We start from the raw sequence: 15,358 nt of genomic DNA, 5'->3' as shown, positions 1-15,358 counted from the left end.
GATTAGCGAAGACGTAGAATCCTATTGTTGGACGGACACTCGAATGGCTGAGGAAGCAGTTTCACATAGGAAACGAGAGCTTCAATGTCCACTGGACCTCCGACACGATCCCTTCCCTTGATGAACACTGAAAACCTGTCTCCGCCGGCGGCTAGGTAATCATTGACGGTTATCGAATACGTCTTCGCTCTATCCAATGGCAAACCATCTTGCCCCCGCACATCCACAACCTTCTCTCCGGGAAGTCGCCGATTATCCCAACTGTACGTGAGCCCCGAGACTTTCAGCATGCGAGGCCGCGATTGCCCCACCCACTGTTGATTCAACAGGTCATAAATGTCCTGTCCACTGAGAGTCATGCGTAGAAGGGTATTTGAGAACGGTTGGACCAGGAACAGGTCCCGGAAAGAGATGGCACCTTTCGGGAGGTCAGCGCGGAGACCACCTGGATTCATGAAAGCAAAGTCAGTCTTCATTGCCGCCCGCTGCGCATCGGCGACGAGATTGCCCAGATCGGACTCTCCCGCCTCGTTCTCTATCCGCAAGATCTCAGTTTGCGCTTCGCCGATGAAGCGCATCGTGAGCGGAGCAACTTTCTGTTCAGCCAAAGAAACCAGTTGCTTGACTTCTGGATCTGGCACGAGGCCCGGCCCTCTGTCTGCATAAGCGGTGACAATGGCGCCGACCTTTTCCACCACATCACCAGTGCTGCGGTCGATTTGCAATTGGATATCCGCATAGGCTGTTCCGGATGCAAAAGCTTGTATAACGAGAATGTCTTTACCATGGGAATTCTTTACAAGCGTGTTTGTGAAATTGTGACTATGGCCGGATACGACGACATCAACGTCATCGTCCAGACCTTCAATAATCTTCATGATCTCCTGTCCTGTTAGGATAACGCCAGGTTGAGTTGGCCCTTCATAGGCGGTTTGACGTCCGCCTTGGTGGATTAATACGACAAACGTCCGAATATCGCGGCTCTCTCGGAGGTAGCGGACATAGCGATTGATGCTTTCGATTTCATCGAGAAACCTTAGGTGACTGATACCGGCTGGCATCACAACTGTCGGCGTTTCCTTAAGGACAGCACCAATAAACGCCAGCTTTATCGCGCCAACTTCTTTGACAACGAACGGCGGTAAGATAGGTTCTCCTGACACCCTATCGACCACATTGGCCGAAATATAGGGAAATCGTGTGCCACGGTAGGGGTTATCGATGTAGGGACCTGAGGAGTGATTGCCTCCCTCAATTAAGCGAAGCATTTCAGTTTCTCCTTCGTCGAACTCATGATTCCCAACTGTCCCCACGATGTTGCATTTGGGATGCAACCTGTTCCCATGACTGCAATATGAATTCGCAAGTGAATTCAAGAAGGCGATGGAGGGTTCGTCCTGAAAGAAAGATGATTCGGGCGGTGATGCACCAACATGGTCCCCGGCATGTGCAATGAGGGTCTTCTCAGGCAGCCGAGAATCGGATGGGTCATTTTGAGCTTGTCTCAGATATGCGGCAAGAATGGCAGCTCCGCCGACGGGCCGGTTTTCAATCCGGTGGCCCGCTGATAATTGCCCGTGAAAATCGTTAATGGCGAGGATTTTGATCAGTTCGGATTCAATGTGACCTTGCTCCTTAACGCCTCGCCAGACAACTGGTACTGTAGCCGCTTCCCGAATCGAAATGGTGTCGCGTTGACTACCATCAACGGTTCCGTCGGTGACGATGCGAATATCGCCGGCGAAATTGAGGAAAGGGAGAAAGGCGATGATCAGCCATTGTACCCGCATCAGACCCTCGATTTGTCTCCAAGAGATTCAACAAGCAAATCAACAGTTGGAATCGCCATTGAGAAGTTGCTCAATGCTCAACGTGATGAGCATACGAAATGAGACCATGCGAGCGTTAACTGACGCGAGCGAATCCATGAAAACAACCCATAGGTATCTCCTAATTCAAAGCATCAGACACCATTGAGGTGGTCGGTTTCACACCAAAAGATCCATGATGTGTGGTGGACGCACTCCTTATGATACACGCAGCGAAACGAAGCGCCTGCCCACGACGATTACTTCGAACTACCCCGGTCAGATCGTGTATTCGTCTTGAATCCGGTAATTTTGAGGATGTCATCCGTTCCATAGTCATCGACCTTAGGCATATTCATATCGTTGCTATGCTGAATCGACACATATGCCGTCTTGCCATCAGACGAAAACTTAAACCCCGTCGGCTCCGCCGATGAATCTCTGACTGAGAGGATTTTCACGCAACCATCGGTCTTGATATCCCGATCGGCGCCATCCGGCAAACAGGCAAAAATATCGCCGTTCGGGTTGTCCTCGATAACATAGTGATTGTGCGTCTTGGGCTGAAACGCAAAGTTATCCGGCTGATTGAAGTCCGCATCCCCTTCTACAAACCGATTGGCCGTGACGGTCTGTCGGTTGGAATCAGCGACGAGAGGCGTTCGGTCGATCCCACAGAGAACTTCTCCGTAATTCGCGATGCTCGCGTCACCGGTATTGGTCCAGCAGAATCGAACTCCTTCGCCGCTGTACTCCTCATCGAGTTCAAGATCTTCGGGACGATAGTATCCGGTGGCTCCGAGCTTGTCTGCGTCGGCACGCGCCGTGGGCGTTCCGACCGCAATCCATGCACCAGTTCCGATTTCACATCCCTGTCCATATTGCACGCCGGTTATACAGCTCATGCGCAATGCATATACATTTCCGGTTGCAAGCGGCGACTCATTGAGATTCGAGATTGGGCCGGAGGACGTACGTGGTACAGCGGGAATGAATTTAAAGATGGCTCCGCCGTCGGCGTCCGGCGTACCGGTGCCTGGCCGCAACTCGTCGCCTGCGAGGATGACTCCAGAGGGCAGCACGGCGATTCCTTCCCATGCTATTGTCGGCAACGCCGTGCGTTGTACAATTGAAACGGAAGGAAGGCCATTCTGATCAACGATGTTGCCCAACGTCCGATCAGTAATCGTATGGTTGGTCACTTGCAAGGGATTGAGAATCTCATAGGCGCCACCGTCAGTGCGTTCTTCGGTGAACAGAATGGTTCCCCAGGCAGTTCGCCGGATCCCATCACAGGCATCGGTTCCACGAACGATAGTATCCACTTCTCCATCCCGTATACGAACACGCTGAACGCCCGGATTAAACTTTTGTACGAAGCCGCCTGGGAGCAATGTCCCGAGGTCTTGTCTGCTACCTTCAATGCAGAAGATAAGATGGGTTGGATTCTCATCGCTCGGCCAGAAAGCAAACTGGTCAGCTGCATCGCCCACCATGCGGGTCACGTATTCGGCTCGAAGCCCTTCCGCGAGAAGCACCTGTTTTCCTGCACCTTGCGCCGGCGTGCGATAAGGTCCTGATGTAGGAGGAGCCGAGGCGTCCAATGGCTCCTCAATTCCAAACCATTGCATAGAGCGATTTCGCAACTGCTTCTCCACGACGTCAGCTCCGAAATCGTCGGCAGCAGAGACTGGCAGCGCTGATCTTGCGAGCAATGCCGTCACCAGCCCGACCTTCATCATCCCCTGGTGCCAATTCAAAGCGGATTGGTTGACCTTGTTCATCAGCGATTCCTTTATGCAAATGACTCTCTCGTCGATGCGAGTAGAGACCCAACTGTTTTATGTGAGCATTGCGGGACCACACGCCTGGTAGGGCTCTAACGGAGAATGTTGACACGAGTGTGTTACAAGACTTTCTGCTCGCACTTACCGAAAGGTTACGTTTCACGAGTCCGTCTCCCTGAGCCTCCTCAACGTCCTCATCAATGGGATCAGTCAGGTCAGTCAAAGTTCTAACGCGGTGAGCGAACTCCGGCGTCGGGTGGCATCAGGGAGGGAATCTAACGAAGGTGCACAAAAGGGGATTGGAAGCGGAAATCGCGGCAGCGAACTGGGGACTTCAGGATCACCCGAGCTGGGAAGTGAAAGAGATACGAACGGTACCGGAATGGGTAACCCTGGAGGGGATCGGTGTTGAGGATCAAAATCCAGCGCACCAGGAAGCATCGTCTTGAGCAAATTTAGAATTCTTCCTTTTCTGCTACCTCGCTGCTACCAGACAGTACAACTCAAGCCCATCACACCCCATGGTGCGAACTTCTACTTTTGTGGTTTCCTCTGGCTCCAGACGGCTCACCATTCATTATCGAGCATTACGTCTTCTCCTTTTTCGCTGATCCAAAGACAAGCGACTGGTGAGCGAATTTTCCCGCTCGCACGCCATCCGCGACCGCGAACGCCACCGACGGCATCGTCAGCGCGGCATCGCCGCATGCGAATACGCCCGCAACGGTCGTCTCCTTCGTCTCGTCGGTCCTGTAGAGGGGACCATGCTGCCCCATCTCCACCTCGCATCCAAGCTGCTCTGCGAAGGGACTGTTGAGCCGCGTGGAAGGGAGGAGAAACAGCCCGTCTAGCGTGCTGGAACGCCCATTGCCGAGACGCAGCTCCAAAGCAGGATCCTCGCCGGCGACCGCGACGACGTTCTCCCGCTCGACTGCGATGTTGCGCGATGCCAGCGCGGCGACCTGCTCCACCTCGGGCTCGATGGCGCCATTGAGGAAAAACGTGGTTTTTCCGGCTCCCGCCCACTCGGAAATCAGGAGGGCGAAACGCGTCGATGCCGCGCTCGTCGCCAACACGCCGAGGCGCCCCATCCCAAATTCGTAACCATCGCAGTATGGGCAGTAGAAGATTTGCTTGCCCCACCGCTCGGCCAGCCCGGGAATAGCAGGAAGCTCATCGACGACGCCGGTTGCAAGAATGAGACGTTTACCATGATGCTCGTCGGAGCCTGCACGCACGACAAACCCGTCTGAAGCGGAGCGGGTCTCGGTTGCGAGCGCCTCCCGCCAAGTAACGGTGGGGTAGGCGAGGACCTCGGACCGTCCCTTGGCCGCAATGGCCTCCGGCGGTTGTCCATCCTGTCCAAGAAACCCGTGTGAGTGGTGCGCGAAGCGATTCCGCCGCTGGCCCGCATCGACGATGAGCACGTGTCTACGCGCTCGCACCAACTGGAGTGCCGCTGCGAGGCCCGCGTAGCTTCCGCCGATAATGATGACGTCGTACATGGTTCGATTCCTTCTGGAGTGGTGCGAGGTGTGATGGGTACGCGAAAGGTCCTAGTATAGTCATTTTGGAGCGTGACAAAAAGGTATCGGAGGTTCGAAACTTGGGACTGCATCGAAATTCGTTCGATCGCGTGCGCGATGAGTCGAATGTTTGGGGTGGGGGTCTGTGCAAGTCCTGCCTTGTTCACTGCTCGCTTAAAGGCTTGTCCGAGACACACTATCTGCGCCCGCACGACAGCCTAATACGTGGGGACATAGGGGAGAAGGGTGGAAGGCGAACCATCGTTCTCGGGGTGCTGTCTGTGAGCGGATCCTATATGGCAACTGTCACCGAGGAACAAGAATCCTATCTGAATGCGAAGTTGCCTACCTGTTGCGGGAATGGAATCCGGTCTGACCGTATTGTCGCAGGATTGGACGGATCCGTTCATCGCCTGATCGCCAATCTTAAACACCTTCCCCTCACCGCACGATCCATTTGTTGCCGGTGCCTTCTTCCCAGCTCGCGGTAATGATTGGAGCCATCGTCAAGAACCACGCTTTCGGCGGTGTAAATTGACAAAATATTGCAGCAGCATCTGGCTGACACTTCCGCGAGTGGATGAGCCGGCGTACGACCACATGTGGTTGGCGACACCCACTGTCCAAGGATGCGGCTGAACCAAAAGAAGGGCCGCCGGTCCGGCGTTGCACTTTTCCGTTCTCAACGCCTGATTGTTTGCGGTGGGAAACGCGAGAATCGGTCCTACAGTCCAGCCGAGCACTCCCCCGCATCTTGGGTCGTGGGGACGACACCTCCCGTGTTTGCAAACGTATTCGGCTGTGCGATGACCGGCATGATGGTCCGGGTGATCAGGAGCCAGTCCTTCGTCCGTTGAAATGGCACGACCGGCCGACTGTTCAGCGTGTTTCTTGTCTTATCCTGTGGACCTATGTTTTTCCGGTCGAGCGACGTACCTGGTAGTTTTGCCAGTTGTCTAGAGATGGATTTTCTTAGAATCTGTCTCATCGTGTCTTCTGAAATGGGCAGACGTGTGAGGAGGATTTATGAATATGCATTTCTCGGTGCGCTGGTTTGCAATCGCATGTCTCATGGTGTGCCTCGCTTCCCCGGCCATTGGCGCCCAAGACAAACCGAACATCTTGGTGATTTTCGGTGACGATGTCGGCCAGACGAACATCAGCGCATACTCGTTTGGACTCATGGGTCACAAGACGCCTCATCTGGATCGGCTGGCCAAAGAAGGTCTGATGTTCACGGACTACTACGGGGAGAATAGCTGCACGGCCGGACGTTCGACGTTTGTCACAGGGCAATCGTGCCTGCGGACGGGGTTGTGCAAGGTGGGCATTCCAGGCGCACCGGTAGGCATACAGGATGGCGACATCACGATTGCCCAGGCCCTGAAATTTCACGGCTACGCCACCGGCCAGTTCGGGAAAAACCACCTCGGCGACAAGGACGAGTATCTCCCGACCAAACACGGGTTCGATGAGTTCTTTGGGAATCTCTATCACCTCAATGCCGAAGAGGAGCCGGAGCGCCCCTATTGGCCCAAGGATGATTCACAGTTCTTGAAAGCCTACACACCTCGCGGAGTGCTCCACAGCTTTGCGGACGGGAAAGTCGAAGATACCGGTGCGTTGACTCGCAGAAGGATGGAAACGATCGATGATGAAACGACGAATGCGGCCATCGAGTTCATGAAGAAAGAAGTCAAGAATGGCAAACCATTTTTTGCGTGGATGAACTTTACCCGGATGCACGTGTTCACCCATGTCCGCGAATCGATGAAAGGACAAAGCGGGATGCTCGGCAATGAGTATGCCGATGGCATGATCGAGATGGACAACAACGTCGGAAAATTGTTGAAGACGTTGGACGAAATGAAGATCTCGGATCACACGATCGTCGTATTCACCACCGACAATGGCCCCAACCAATGGTCCTGGCCCGATGCGGCGACCACGCCGTTCCGTTCAGAGAAGGATACCAATTGGGAAGGTGCGTTCCGTGTGCCGGCCATGGTGCGCTGGCCGGGTCACATCAAGGCCGGAGATGTTTCCAACGAACTGTTCTCCGGGCTCGACTGGTTTCCTACACTGCTTGCCGCCGCCGGTGATACCACCATCAAGGAGCGGCTCCTGAGGGGAGTGGAAGGCGGCGGGAAACGCTATAAGGTTCACCTCGATGGTTACGACCAGTTGGAGTTTCTAACAGGCAAATCGAAAAAGAGCGCGCGCAATGAGTTCGTGTACTTTAACGATGATGGCGACCTCGTGGCCTTTCGGTATAAAGATTGGAAGTTTGTCTTTGAAGAGCAGCGGAAGCCGGGCGGCTTCGAGGTCTGGTCCAACCCGTTCGTTCCCCTGCGCGTCTCGAAAATCTTTAATCTCAGAATGGATCCTTATGAGCGTGCGGACATCGTATCCGATCAGTACTACGATTGGATGACGAAGAACGGGTATATGGTTGCACAGGCACAAATCAAGGCTGCTGGGTTCCTCGAAACCTTCGTTGAATATCCGCCGAGCCAGCGCCCTGCGAGCTTCAGCATCGACCAGATTCGCAAGCGTGTGGACAAGAAGATCGATGAGAGTTTTAGAAAACGAGGGTTGGAATAATTCACCGCTGCCATGAATCCCTGGAGGCAACCTGCCGGGGATTTCGTGGCGCCTCATTTCATGTTTGCGAGATGCGATATTGATCTAGGTTGAGCCTGTTCCAACTTTGGGCACGAGCCTTACAAGGAGATTATGACGCCTCGGGAGGCAATTGCCGATCTTCAGCGGAGAATGGACGTGTCAATCATCGGCCAGCGGGATGTGATCCGTCAGATTCTGGTGGCGTTGCTGTCCAACGGTCATCTCCTGCTCGAAAGTCTGCCTGGTCTTGCCAAGACACGGGCCGTCAAGAGCCTGGCAAAAAACCTTGATGTGACGATGAGCCGAATCCAGTTCACGCCGGATCTTCTGCCTTCCGACATCACCGGCACGGAGGTGCTGCATCAAGACGGGGGGAAGAACCTGTTCAGATTCCAACAGGGCCCGATTTTCGGCAATATTATTCTTGCCGACGAAATCAACCGGGCACCCGCCAAGGTCCAGGCGGCATTGCTCGAAGCCATGGAAGAGCGGCAAATCACCGTAGCCGGCACGACACACAGGATGCCCGAGCTATTCATGGTGCTCGCGACGCAGAACCCGATCGAACAAGAGGGCACATACCCGTTGCCCGAAGCACAGCTCGATCGATTCATGATGAAGGTGCTCATCGATTACCCTGATCCCGACAGCGAGCGCGGGGTATTGGCGCTGGTACGGAGTGAAGATGCGGCTGCCGGTTCCGGCAGCCAACCCGCTACGCAGAGCCCGCAACCTGACGACGGGAAAATTGCTGCGGAGACGATCTTTGCCGCGCGTCGCGAAATCAACGGGATCCACGTGTCCGATGCCATTGCGCGATACATCATTGACCTGGTGAACGCGACTCGTCATCCGGACAAATACGGCGAGCAACTTGGGAAATGGCTGCAAGTCGGATCGAGCCCGCGCGGTGGAATTAATCTCGATCGGGCGGCGCGCACGAATGCCTGGCTCGAGGGCCGTGATCATGTCACGCCCGATGATGTCCGGGCCATGGTGCGCTCGGTGCTGCGGCATCGTTTGATATTGTCCTACGATGCGAATGCCGATCACGTTGGCCCTGATCAGGTCGTCGAGAAGTTAGTCGAAGCTGTGGCGGTTCCGGCGTAAGGGAAGATGCAACATCGTGGTGTCTATGTGTCCCCGGCCGACCTGATGGCCTTGGAATTCAAGGCCACCGGTCTGACATTGCTGCCTCGCCGGAAAAGCAGAAGTGTTCTCGCGGGACGGCATGCGTCGCGGATGCGGGGACGCGGCCTCAATTTCGAGGAGATCCGGAACTATCTGCCGGGCGACGACATCCGGACCATTGATTGGAAAATCACTCTGCGGTTGGGCAAGCCGCAGGTCCGGACCTATACCGAGGAGCGAGATCGGCCGGCGTTGTTCGTCGTCGATCAGCGGATGCCGATGTTTTTTGGGTCGCGGCGATCGCTCAAGTCTGTCACGGCGGCGGAACTGGGGGCTCTCGGAGCTTGGATGGTGTTGAAAGCCGGGGACCGTGTCGGCGGAGTCGTCTTCAACGACAACGAGATCCGACCGATTCGCCCGCATCGGAGCCGGAGCCGTGTCCAGGTCCTCTGTCAGGCGATCGCGACGATGAATCAGGTGCTTCGACCCGACAGTTCCGTCCGTGCAAACTATGAGCAGCTCGATCGTGCGCTTGAAACAGCGCTCGGCATCGCACACCACGATCATCTGGTATGCATTGTCAGTGATTTTGCCGGAGCCGGCGAACGGACGCAGCAATTGCTTCGTCAATTGCGCGCGCATAACGACGTCATTGCGGGACTGGTCTTTGATCCGCTTGTTCAGGCAGCGCCACAATCCGGTCGCCTGGTGGTGACGGAAGGGAATTTGCAGGTCGAAGTGAATCTCGGAGACCGAACGGTCCAGGCGCCGATCGCATCGTTCTTTTCCGGCCGCTTGCGCGATGTGACCGAACTCTTGCAGCGCAGCACTGTGCCGCTGTTCCCCATCACCACGGCCGAAGAAGTGGTCGATCAGGTCCGCCATTTGTTGGGGCGACGCATGCGATATGCCGGATGAAAGACAATCAGTGGATCACGCCGGTCATGCCTTCGAGGGGTTGAAGGAGATCCCGCTTCCGCCGCCGGTGTCTTATACCCCGCAGACTGCCGGCTGGGTGATCGTCGGAGCGTTGATGATTGCCGCGATCGGATACGTGCTGCGGCATGTGTGGACCCGTCACAAAGCCAATCGGTACAGAAGGGTTGCCGCGTCTCGGCTCGATCAGATCGAATCGCAGCTGACGGACCCCGCCATGCGGCTGGAGGCGCTCGCCGCCATTCCCGTGCTCGTGAAGCGGACAGCCCTTTCCGCGATGCCGCGCGAAAAGGTGGCGGGTCTCTCTGCGACTGCGTGGCTGGAATGTCTTGACCGGACGTATGCACCGGGCGGGTTCTCCACTGGTCCCGGAAAATGGCTTACAACCTTCGCGTATGCGGGATCCGCCGAACGTGCGGCAGTGCCCGATTCGGAGATCCGTGCACTCCTGACGCTTATCCGTCGATGGATCGAACAACACGATGTTCGTGTTTGATCATCCATGGGTCTTCGCCGTCCTTCCTTTTCCACTGCTCATGTGGTGGCTTCTGCCTCCGTACCGGGAGGTGAGTCATGCCATCCGGATACCATTCTTCGAAGAGGCGGCTCGAGCCGGAGGGCTGACGCCTGCTCGCGGCGCCGTCGTCCTCAAGACCAATTGGATACAGAAGATCGGTGCGCCGGTTGCCTGGGTGCTGGTGGTCCTCGCCGCAGCGAGTCCGCAGTGGGTCGATCCGCCGATCGAACGCGTGGAATCGGCCCGCGACCTGATATTGGCAATCGACATTTCCCAATCGATGGAGACGCGGGACTTCGTCGATTCTCAAGGCCGGCGTGCCGACCGACTGACCGCCGTGAAAGGAGTCGTGGACGAATTCATCGACCGTCGCAGGGGTGATCGCATCGGCTTGATCGTGTTCGGCACCGCGGCCTTCCCGCAAGCTCCCCTCACGATGGATCATGCCACGGTGAGGCTGTTGCTCGATGAGGTCAAGATCGGGATGGCGGGGCCGCAGACGAGTATCGGTGACGCCATTGGAGTCGCCATCAAGATGACGGAACATTCGAAGACGAAGGAACGAGTGCTGATCTTGTTAACTGACGGCAATGACACGGCCAGCAAACTTCCCCCGGGTCAGGCCGCCAAAATTGCCGCTCAACATGCGATGACGATTCACACCATCGGGATCGGCAACCCGCAGGCGAATGGGGAGCAGCGCGTCGATCTGAAGGCACTTGAACAGATTGCACGTGTGGCGGGCGGACGTTCCTTCCGAGGAGAAAACCGACAGGAACTCGAAGGGATCTATAAGACGATCGACGAGATGACTCCGGAACTGGTCAAGCGGGCGCTGTATCGACCCAAGCGGGCGCTGTACATGTATCCGCTCGGTGCGGCGACGCTTCTCCTTCTCGGATATCACGTGCTGATGCTTGTATGGACGAGCCTTGCGCGACATCGAGAGGCTGTTCAGCCAACGCCCACAATGGCCGCTCGGACAAGCCTGTGAACATCGAATTATTTCACTTTCTCCGTCCCATGTGGCTGTTGCTGATGCCGGCTGCCATCATCATCGTCTGGATCTGGCGCAAGCAGGCTGATCCCCGAGCGCAGTGGCGCGACATCATCGAACCACAACTTCTCGAGCATCTCCTCGTGGGGCAGAAAACGGGTGTGAGATTCAAGCCCATCCATTGGGCTGCCGCTGTCATAATGCTCGGAGGCATCGCAGCGGCAGGGCCGACGTGGGAGAAGGAACCTCCGCCGTTTGTTGAAGATCATGCACTCATGGTCGTCGCGCTCGATCTCTCGCGAACCATGGATGCCGTCGATGTGCCGCCAACGAGGCTTGAGCGTGCGAAACAAAAAGTGCGTGATCTTGCTGCATTACGATCCGGCTCTCGTACAGGTCTGGTGGTCTACGCAGGCACCGCCCATTTGGTCCTGCCTCCCACCGAAGACCCCGAACTGCTCGATCTGTTTCTTGGCGCACTCGATACGGGGCTCATGCCGGTTTCCGGCAGGCACCCTGCCGAGGCACTGGCGCTGGCCGATCATGTGCTGGCCGTCGAATCGGCTCCCGGTACGATCCTCTTCATCACCGATGGATTGGAAGAGACGGAGATCCCCGCGTTTATCGCGCATAGCCAGCAGTCTTCGCATCAGGTGATCGCACTCGTGGCGGGCACATCACAGGGGGGACCGATTCGAGGTGCTCGAGGACGATTCGTAACCGATGCCCATGGGAAACCGCTCCATGCCGGGCTTGATCGTGAAGTGTTTTCGCGACTGAGCTCCGCAGCGGGGGTGCCCGTCGCTAGTCTGACGATCGACAAAACCGATGTGGAATGGGTGCAGCAACGAGCGTTGCATCACTTGCAGGTCATGGAAGAAAAGAACGCGGATGTCCGATGGCGCGAGTTCGGATATTTTGGAACATTTCCCCTTTTGCTGCTCGCAGGTTTCTGGTTCCGGCGCGGCTGGACTGTGCGATGGACGCCAGGATTGGTGCTGCCCCTCATAGTGGCCACGGCACTGTGTTTGCCTGAACCAGCCGGAGCGAATTTCCGTTTTATCGATCTCTTTCTGACGCCGGATCAGCAGGGCCGTTGGTATTTCGAGCACGGTGACTATGTGACCTCCGCCCAACGGTACCAGGATCCGCTGTGGAAAGGGCTTGCGTACTATCGAGCCGGGGACTCCGCCTCGGCGCTCGCGCAATTTGCGGGCCTGGACAGCGCCGAGGCCTTCTTTCTCATGGGCAACTGCTATGCGCGAAGGCGGGACTATCCGGCTGCCGTAGGAGCGTATGACAACGCGCTGAAGCGGCGGGAGGTCTTTCCGGAGGCGACTGAGAATAGAAGATTGGTCGCTTCGCTCATTCCCAGGAAACCCAAACCCCCTGAAGAAGGCGAAGCCGATCCGAATCTGGATCCCGATGACATCAAGTTCGATGAAAAGGGTAAGCGCGGGAAGCCGGGAAAGATTCCGCAATTCAAGATTCAACCGGATCAAATGGCGAAACTGTGGATGCGGAATCTTCACGTTTCACCCGCGGCCTTCTTGCGTGAAAAGTTTCGCATCGAAGCCGACGCACAAACGAAAAAGCCGAAAGGTCCTCCATGAGGCTCCTCTGGTTCGTGTTCGGATTGTCCATGCTGCCCGCGTATGTGTCGGCGGACGACGCCCCCCGTTCGATGATACGCGCTCATCTTGAGCCCGCTGGAACCGTGGTCGTGGGTCAACCCATGAAACTGATCGTGGATGTGCTAGTGACGACGTGGTTCACCGGCGCCCCGGAATTACCCATGCTGGATATGCCCGGCGCATTGGTGACTGTATCCGATGAAGCGCCGGCCCATCTGACGGAAACGATCGACGGAGTACAATGGTTCGGTCTCTCCCGGATCTACAGGGTCACACCAATGGAACCGCGCGACTATGTCATCCCTCGCCTGCGGGTCCAAATACATCAAGGGCTAGTCGGGAGACCGGTGACCGTCTGGACACCGGTCCGGAGAATGACGGCGCGCGTTCCAGCGGGAGCCGAAGGGATGGCCGAGTTTTTTGCCACGAGTCGTCTAGACGTCGCCCAGACGTTCGATCGGGGGTTGCCAGGGTTGCGGGTTGGAGATGCCGTGACGCGCACGATTGTCCTGACGGCGCAGGGCACGCCGGGAATGTTTCTTCCTCCCATTTCTTTCATCGAAGTCGAAGGATTGGCCCTCTATCCCAATGCTCCCCGGGTGGAGAACATTTCCAAGGAACGGCAGGGCTTCCTTGCCGGTCGTCGTACCGAGTCGGTCACATACACCCTTGAACGAGCCGGGAAATATGAATTGCCGAGCATTACTGTCCAATGGTGGGATACCCATCGACGCAAGCTGCGAGAACATCTCATCCCCCCCGTTGTGTTGGAGGTATCGCCGAACCCAAATTATCGGCCGGACATCGCCATATCGTCTAACATTTCCGCCCGTCTGTCGGCCGAAGGGGAAGCACTTCGACCGTCACGGTTGTGGGTCGTTGGAGTACTCGGAATTGTCGGAGTGATCGTGCTGCTGTGGCCACAGGCTAGACAATTTGTGAAGAAGTACATGGCCCGGCGGGTCGAACGGCAGCGGCAATATCAAGATTCAGAGCGAGCAGCGTTTGCACGACTTGAGAAAGCGGTTCGTCATGCAGATGATATTGAGGCCGTTCGATGCTTGTATCAATGGCTGGACCGCACGGGAGGCGAGGAGCCGGCGCTTGTGGGACGTTCGGCTGCGTTGGCCCACGATGACCTCTTTGAGAGAACAAGCAAAGGGCTGCTGTCCGGGCGGTTTGGACCTGCAGCGGTCTCACGGTCAAATTATTCAAGTCGAGATTTTGGTCGGTCTTTACACCATGTCCGTCAGCGTCTTTTGGCTGAGAAGGAGATGCGACCGGAAGATGACGAACGGCCGCTCGCACCGCTAAACCCGAAGTGATCAACGCATTCCTACTCATGCTGTGGCGAGGGCTCGCATTAAGGAACCGGGCACACCCCAACGGCCCGCTCTGCAAAGGCTGCCGTCGGGGATCGAATGCTCACTTCATATGGCTGTCGAAGAAGGAGAGGACTTTTTCGGGATGCCTCCCGAAGTAGTTGTAGCCATCCTTGAAACGTCTCGTGGTGTTTTCGATCCAGAACAGCTCCTTCTCCTTGCTCGCAAGCAAGTCGAAGGTCTTTTGTGCATCTTCCGGATTCCTTGTCCACGCGTCCTTCAGCACTTGAACCATCAGGACGGGCATCTTCACGCTCGCGGCCCACAAGTGCGGAGTCATCTCGGCAGCGACAAATGCGCCCATCTTGAGCAGTTCTAGATCGATCAATTCCTGGTACTGCCTCACCCCCTGCAATTCCGAGAAGGCATCGTAGATTGCCGCCATGGAGACCACCATGGGACTTACCATGCATGTGACATTTTGGAATAGGTCGGGACGGCGGTGGATGGCATGATATTGCGAGTTTCCCCCCATGCACTGGCTGTAGAGGCCGACCGTCATCTTTGAAAGCGACGGATGGTTGTCTACAAGCTTCTTGACGCCGACGCAGTCACGCCATTCCCATTGCCCGATGCCACTCAGGCCGCCGTTAGCGGCACTACTGTTGCCGTGGTTGCGGATGTCATAGGTGAGGACGTTATAGCCGGCATCGGTCAGATGCTTGTATTGGATCACGAAGTCGATCTCGACTGCGTCATACATACTCCACGGCTCACCCAAATGACCTGGGAATCCGGCGCGGCACATCGGGAGTGCGTGATTGAAGATGATCAGCTTGTTGCTCTCTCCACCCTTGGCTGGAATGTACCAGGCTTCCAGCGGGGTGCCGTCGTCGGAGGGGATGACGAGATCCTTCCATCCGGTCATGCCATAATCGTCGGGTGTTTTGTGGATCACGCTGCGTAAGGGACGGACGATGTTGGCCATCCCTTTTACCTTCTCATAATCTTGGGCGGAAATGGTCTTACGCTGTTCAAGGGCCTTTTCCATTCTCTCTTTGGATATTCTGCTCAT

General features: G+C 56.3%; 12 protein-coding genes. 7 read left to right on the top strand and 5 right to left on the bottom strand.

The genetic code is table 11. The annotated features are described in order from the left end of the window. Positions 1-2 precede the first annotated feature (2 nt). From W02_RS08570 to W02_RS08555, 4 genes are all read right to left on the bottom strand, one after another. Positions 3-1,790 carry a bifunctional UDP-sugar hydrolase/5'-nucleotidase gene (locus W02_RS08570; RefSeq protein ID WP_173046729.1) on the bottom strand — a complete coding sequence of 596 codons (1,788 nt, stop codon included), beginning with the start codon at positions 1,788-1,790 and terminating at the stop codon, positions 3-5. Between the two features lie 278 nt (positions 1,791-2,068). Beyond that, a complete protein-coding gene (locus W02_RS08565; RefSeq protein ID WP_173046727.1) occupies positions 2,069-3,592 on the bottom strand; it encodes an alkaline phosphatase PhoX in 1,524 nt (507 codons plus the stop codon). A gap of 590 nt (positions 3,593-4,182) precedes the next feature. Beyond that, on the bottom strand, positions 4,183-5,100 hold the full coding sequence (locus tag W02_RS08560; RefSeq protein ID WP_173046725.1) for an NAD(P)/FAD-dependent oxidoreductase: 918 nt from the start codon (positions 5,098-5,100) through the stop codon (positions 4,183-4,185). 745 nt (positions 5,101-5,845) lie between these two features. After that, positions 5,846-6,109, bottom strand: a complete 264-nt coding sequence (locus W02_RS08555) for a hypothetical protein (protein ID WP_173046723.1) — start codon at positions 6,107-6,109, stop codon at positions 5,846-5,848. A gap of 83 nt (positions 6,110-6,192) precedes the next feature. On the opposite strand from W02_RS08555, the gene W02_RS08550 reads away from it, so the two are divergent. The 7 genes from W02_RS08550 to W02_RS08520 all read left to right on the top strand — a co-directional run bounded on the left by W02_RS08550 (position 6,193) and on the right by W02_RS08520 (position 14,286). Beyond that, positions 6,193-7,725 (top strand): arylsulfatase, encoded by a 1,533-nt coding sequence (locus tag W02_RS08550; RefSeq protein ID WP_370467979.1) that lies wholly within the window; start codon positions 6,193-6,195, stop codon positions 7,723-7,725. 132 nt (positions 7,726-7,857) lie between these two features. Continuing rightward, on the top strand, positions 7,858-8,856 hold the full coding sequence (locus W02_RS08545) for a MoxR family ATPase (RefSeq protein ID WP_197742184.1): 999 nt from the start codon (positions 7,858-7,860) through the stop codon (positions 8,854-8,856). 6 nt (positions 8,857-8,862) lie between these two features. Next, entirely contained in the window at positions 8,863-9,795 is a 933-nt protein-coding gene (locus tag W02_RS08540; RefSeq protein ID WP_173046719.1) for a DUF58 domain-containing protein, read from the top strand. Next, positions 9,785-10,309, top strand: coding sequence for a DUF4381 domain-containing protein (locus W02_RS08535; RefSeq protein WP_173046717.1), 525 nt, complete (start codon positions 9,785-9,787; stop codon positions 10,307-10,309). The genes W02_RS08540 and W02_RS08535 overlap by 11 nt, the downstream gene beginning before the upstream one ends. Beyond that, entirely contained in the window at positions 10,296-11,324 is a 1,029-nt protein-coding gene (locus W02_RS08530) for a VWA domain-containing protein (protein ID WP_173046715.1), read from the top strand. Before W02_RS08535 ends, W02_RS08530 begins: the two co-directional genes overlap by 14 nt. Then, positions 11,321-12,940: a VWA domain-containing protein gene (locus W02_RS08525; RefSeq protein WP_197742183.1), complete on the top strand. Its 1,620-nt coding sequence runs from the start codon at positions 11,321-11,323 to the stop codon at positions 12,938-12,940. Before W02_RS08530 ends, W02_RS08525 begins: the two co-directional genes overlap by 4 nt. After that, positions 12,937-14,286: a BatD family protein gene (locus tag W02_RS08520; protein WP_173046711.1), complete on the top strand. Its 1,350-nt coding sequence runs from the start codon at positions 12,937-12,939 to the stop codon at positions 14,284-14,286. Before W02_RS08525 ends, W02_RS08520 begins: the two co-directional genes overlap by 4 nt. Before the next feature lie 100 nt (positions 14,287-14,386). On the opposite strand, the gene W02_RS08515 is transcribed toward W02_RS08520, so the two are convergent. Beyond that, positions 14,387-15,358 carry a S9 family peptidase gene (locus tag W02_RS08515; protein ID WP_173046709.1) on the bottom strand — a complete coding sequence of 324 codons (972 nt, stop codon included), beginning with the start codon at positions 15,356-15,358 and terminating at the stop codon, positions 14,387-14,389.

Origin of the sequence: Nitrospira sp. KM1, from assembly GCF_011405515.1 — a bacterium.
In the GTDB taxonomy this organism is placed as follows: Bacteria; Nitrospirota; Nitrospiria; order Nitrospirales; family Nitrospiraceae; genus Nitrospira_C.
This window is presented reverse-complemented; position numbering and strand designations above follow the sequence as displayed.

Bases quoted from the DNA above. Each gene is read 5' to 3' on its own strand.
- W02_RS08515 (WP_173046709.1), bottom strand. From the start codon at position 15,358: ATGAGCAGAATATCCAAAGAGAGAATGGAAAAGGCCCTTGAACAGCGT.
- W02_RS08530 (WP_173046715.1), top strand. From the start codon at position 10,296: ATGTTCGTGTTTGATCATCCATGGGTCTTCGCCGTCCTTCCTTTTCCA.
- W02_RS08555 (WP_173046723.1), bottom strand. From the start codon at position 6,109: ATGAGACAGATTCTAAGAAAATCCATCTCTAGACAACTGGCAAAACTA.
- W02_RS08570 (WP_173046729.1), bottom strand. From the start codon at position 1,790: ATGCGGGTACAATGGCTGATCATCGCCTTTCTCCCTTTCCTCAATTTC.
- W02_RS08520 (WP_173046711.1), top strand. From the start codon at position 12,937: ATGAGGCTCCTCTGGTTCGTGTTCGGATTGTCCATGCTGCCCGCGTAT.
- W02_RS08560 (WP_173046725.1), bottom strand. From the start codon at position 5,100: ATGTACGACGTCATCATTATCGGCGGAAGCTACGCGGGCCTCGCAGCG.
- W02_RS08545 (WP_197742184.1), top strand. From the start codon at position 7,858: ATGACGCCTCGGGAGGCAATTGCCGATCTTCAGCGGAGAATGGACGTG.
- W02_RS08550 (WP_370467979.1), top strand. From the start codon at position 6,193: ATGGTGTGCCTCGCTTCCCCGGCCATTGGCGCCCAAGACAAACCGAAC.
- W02_RS08540 (WP_173046719.1), top strand. From the start codon at position 8,863: ATGCAACATCGTGGTGTCTATGTGTCCCCGGCCGACCTGATGGCCTTG.
- W02_RS08535 (WP_173046717.1), top strand. From the start codon at position 9,785: ATGCCGGATGAAAGACAATCAGTGGATCACGCCGGTCATGCCTTCGAG.
- W02_RS08565 (WP_173046727.1), bottom strand. From the start codon at position 3,592: ATGAACAAGGTCAACCAATCCGCTTTGAATTGGCACCAGGGGATGATG.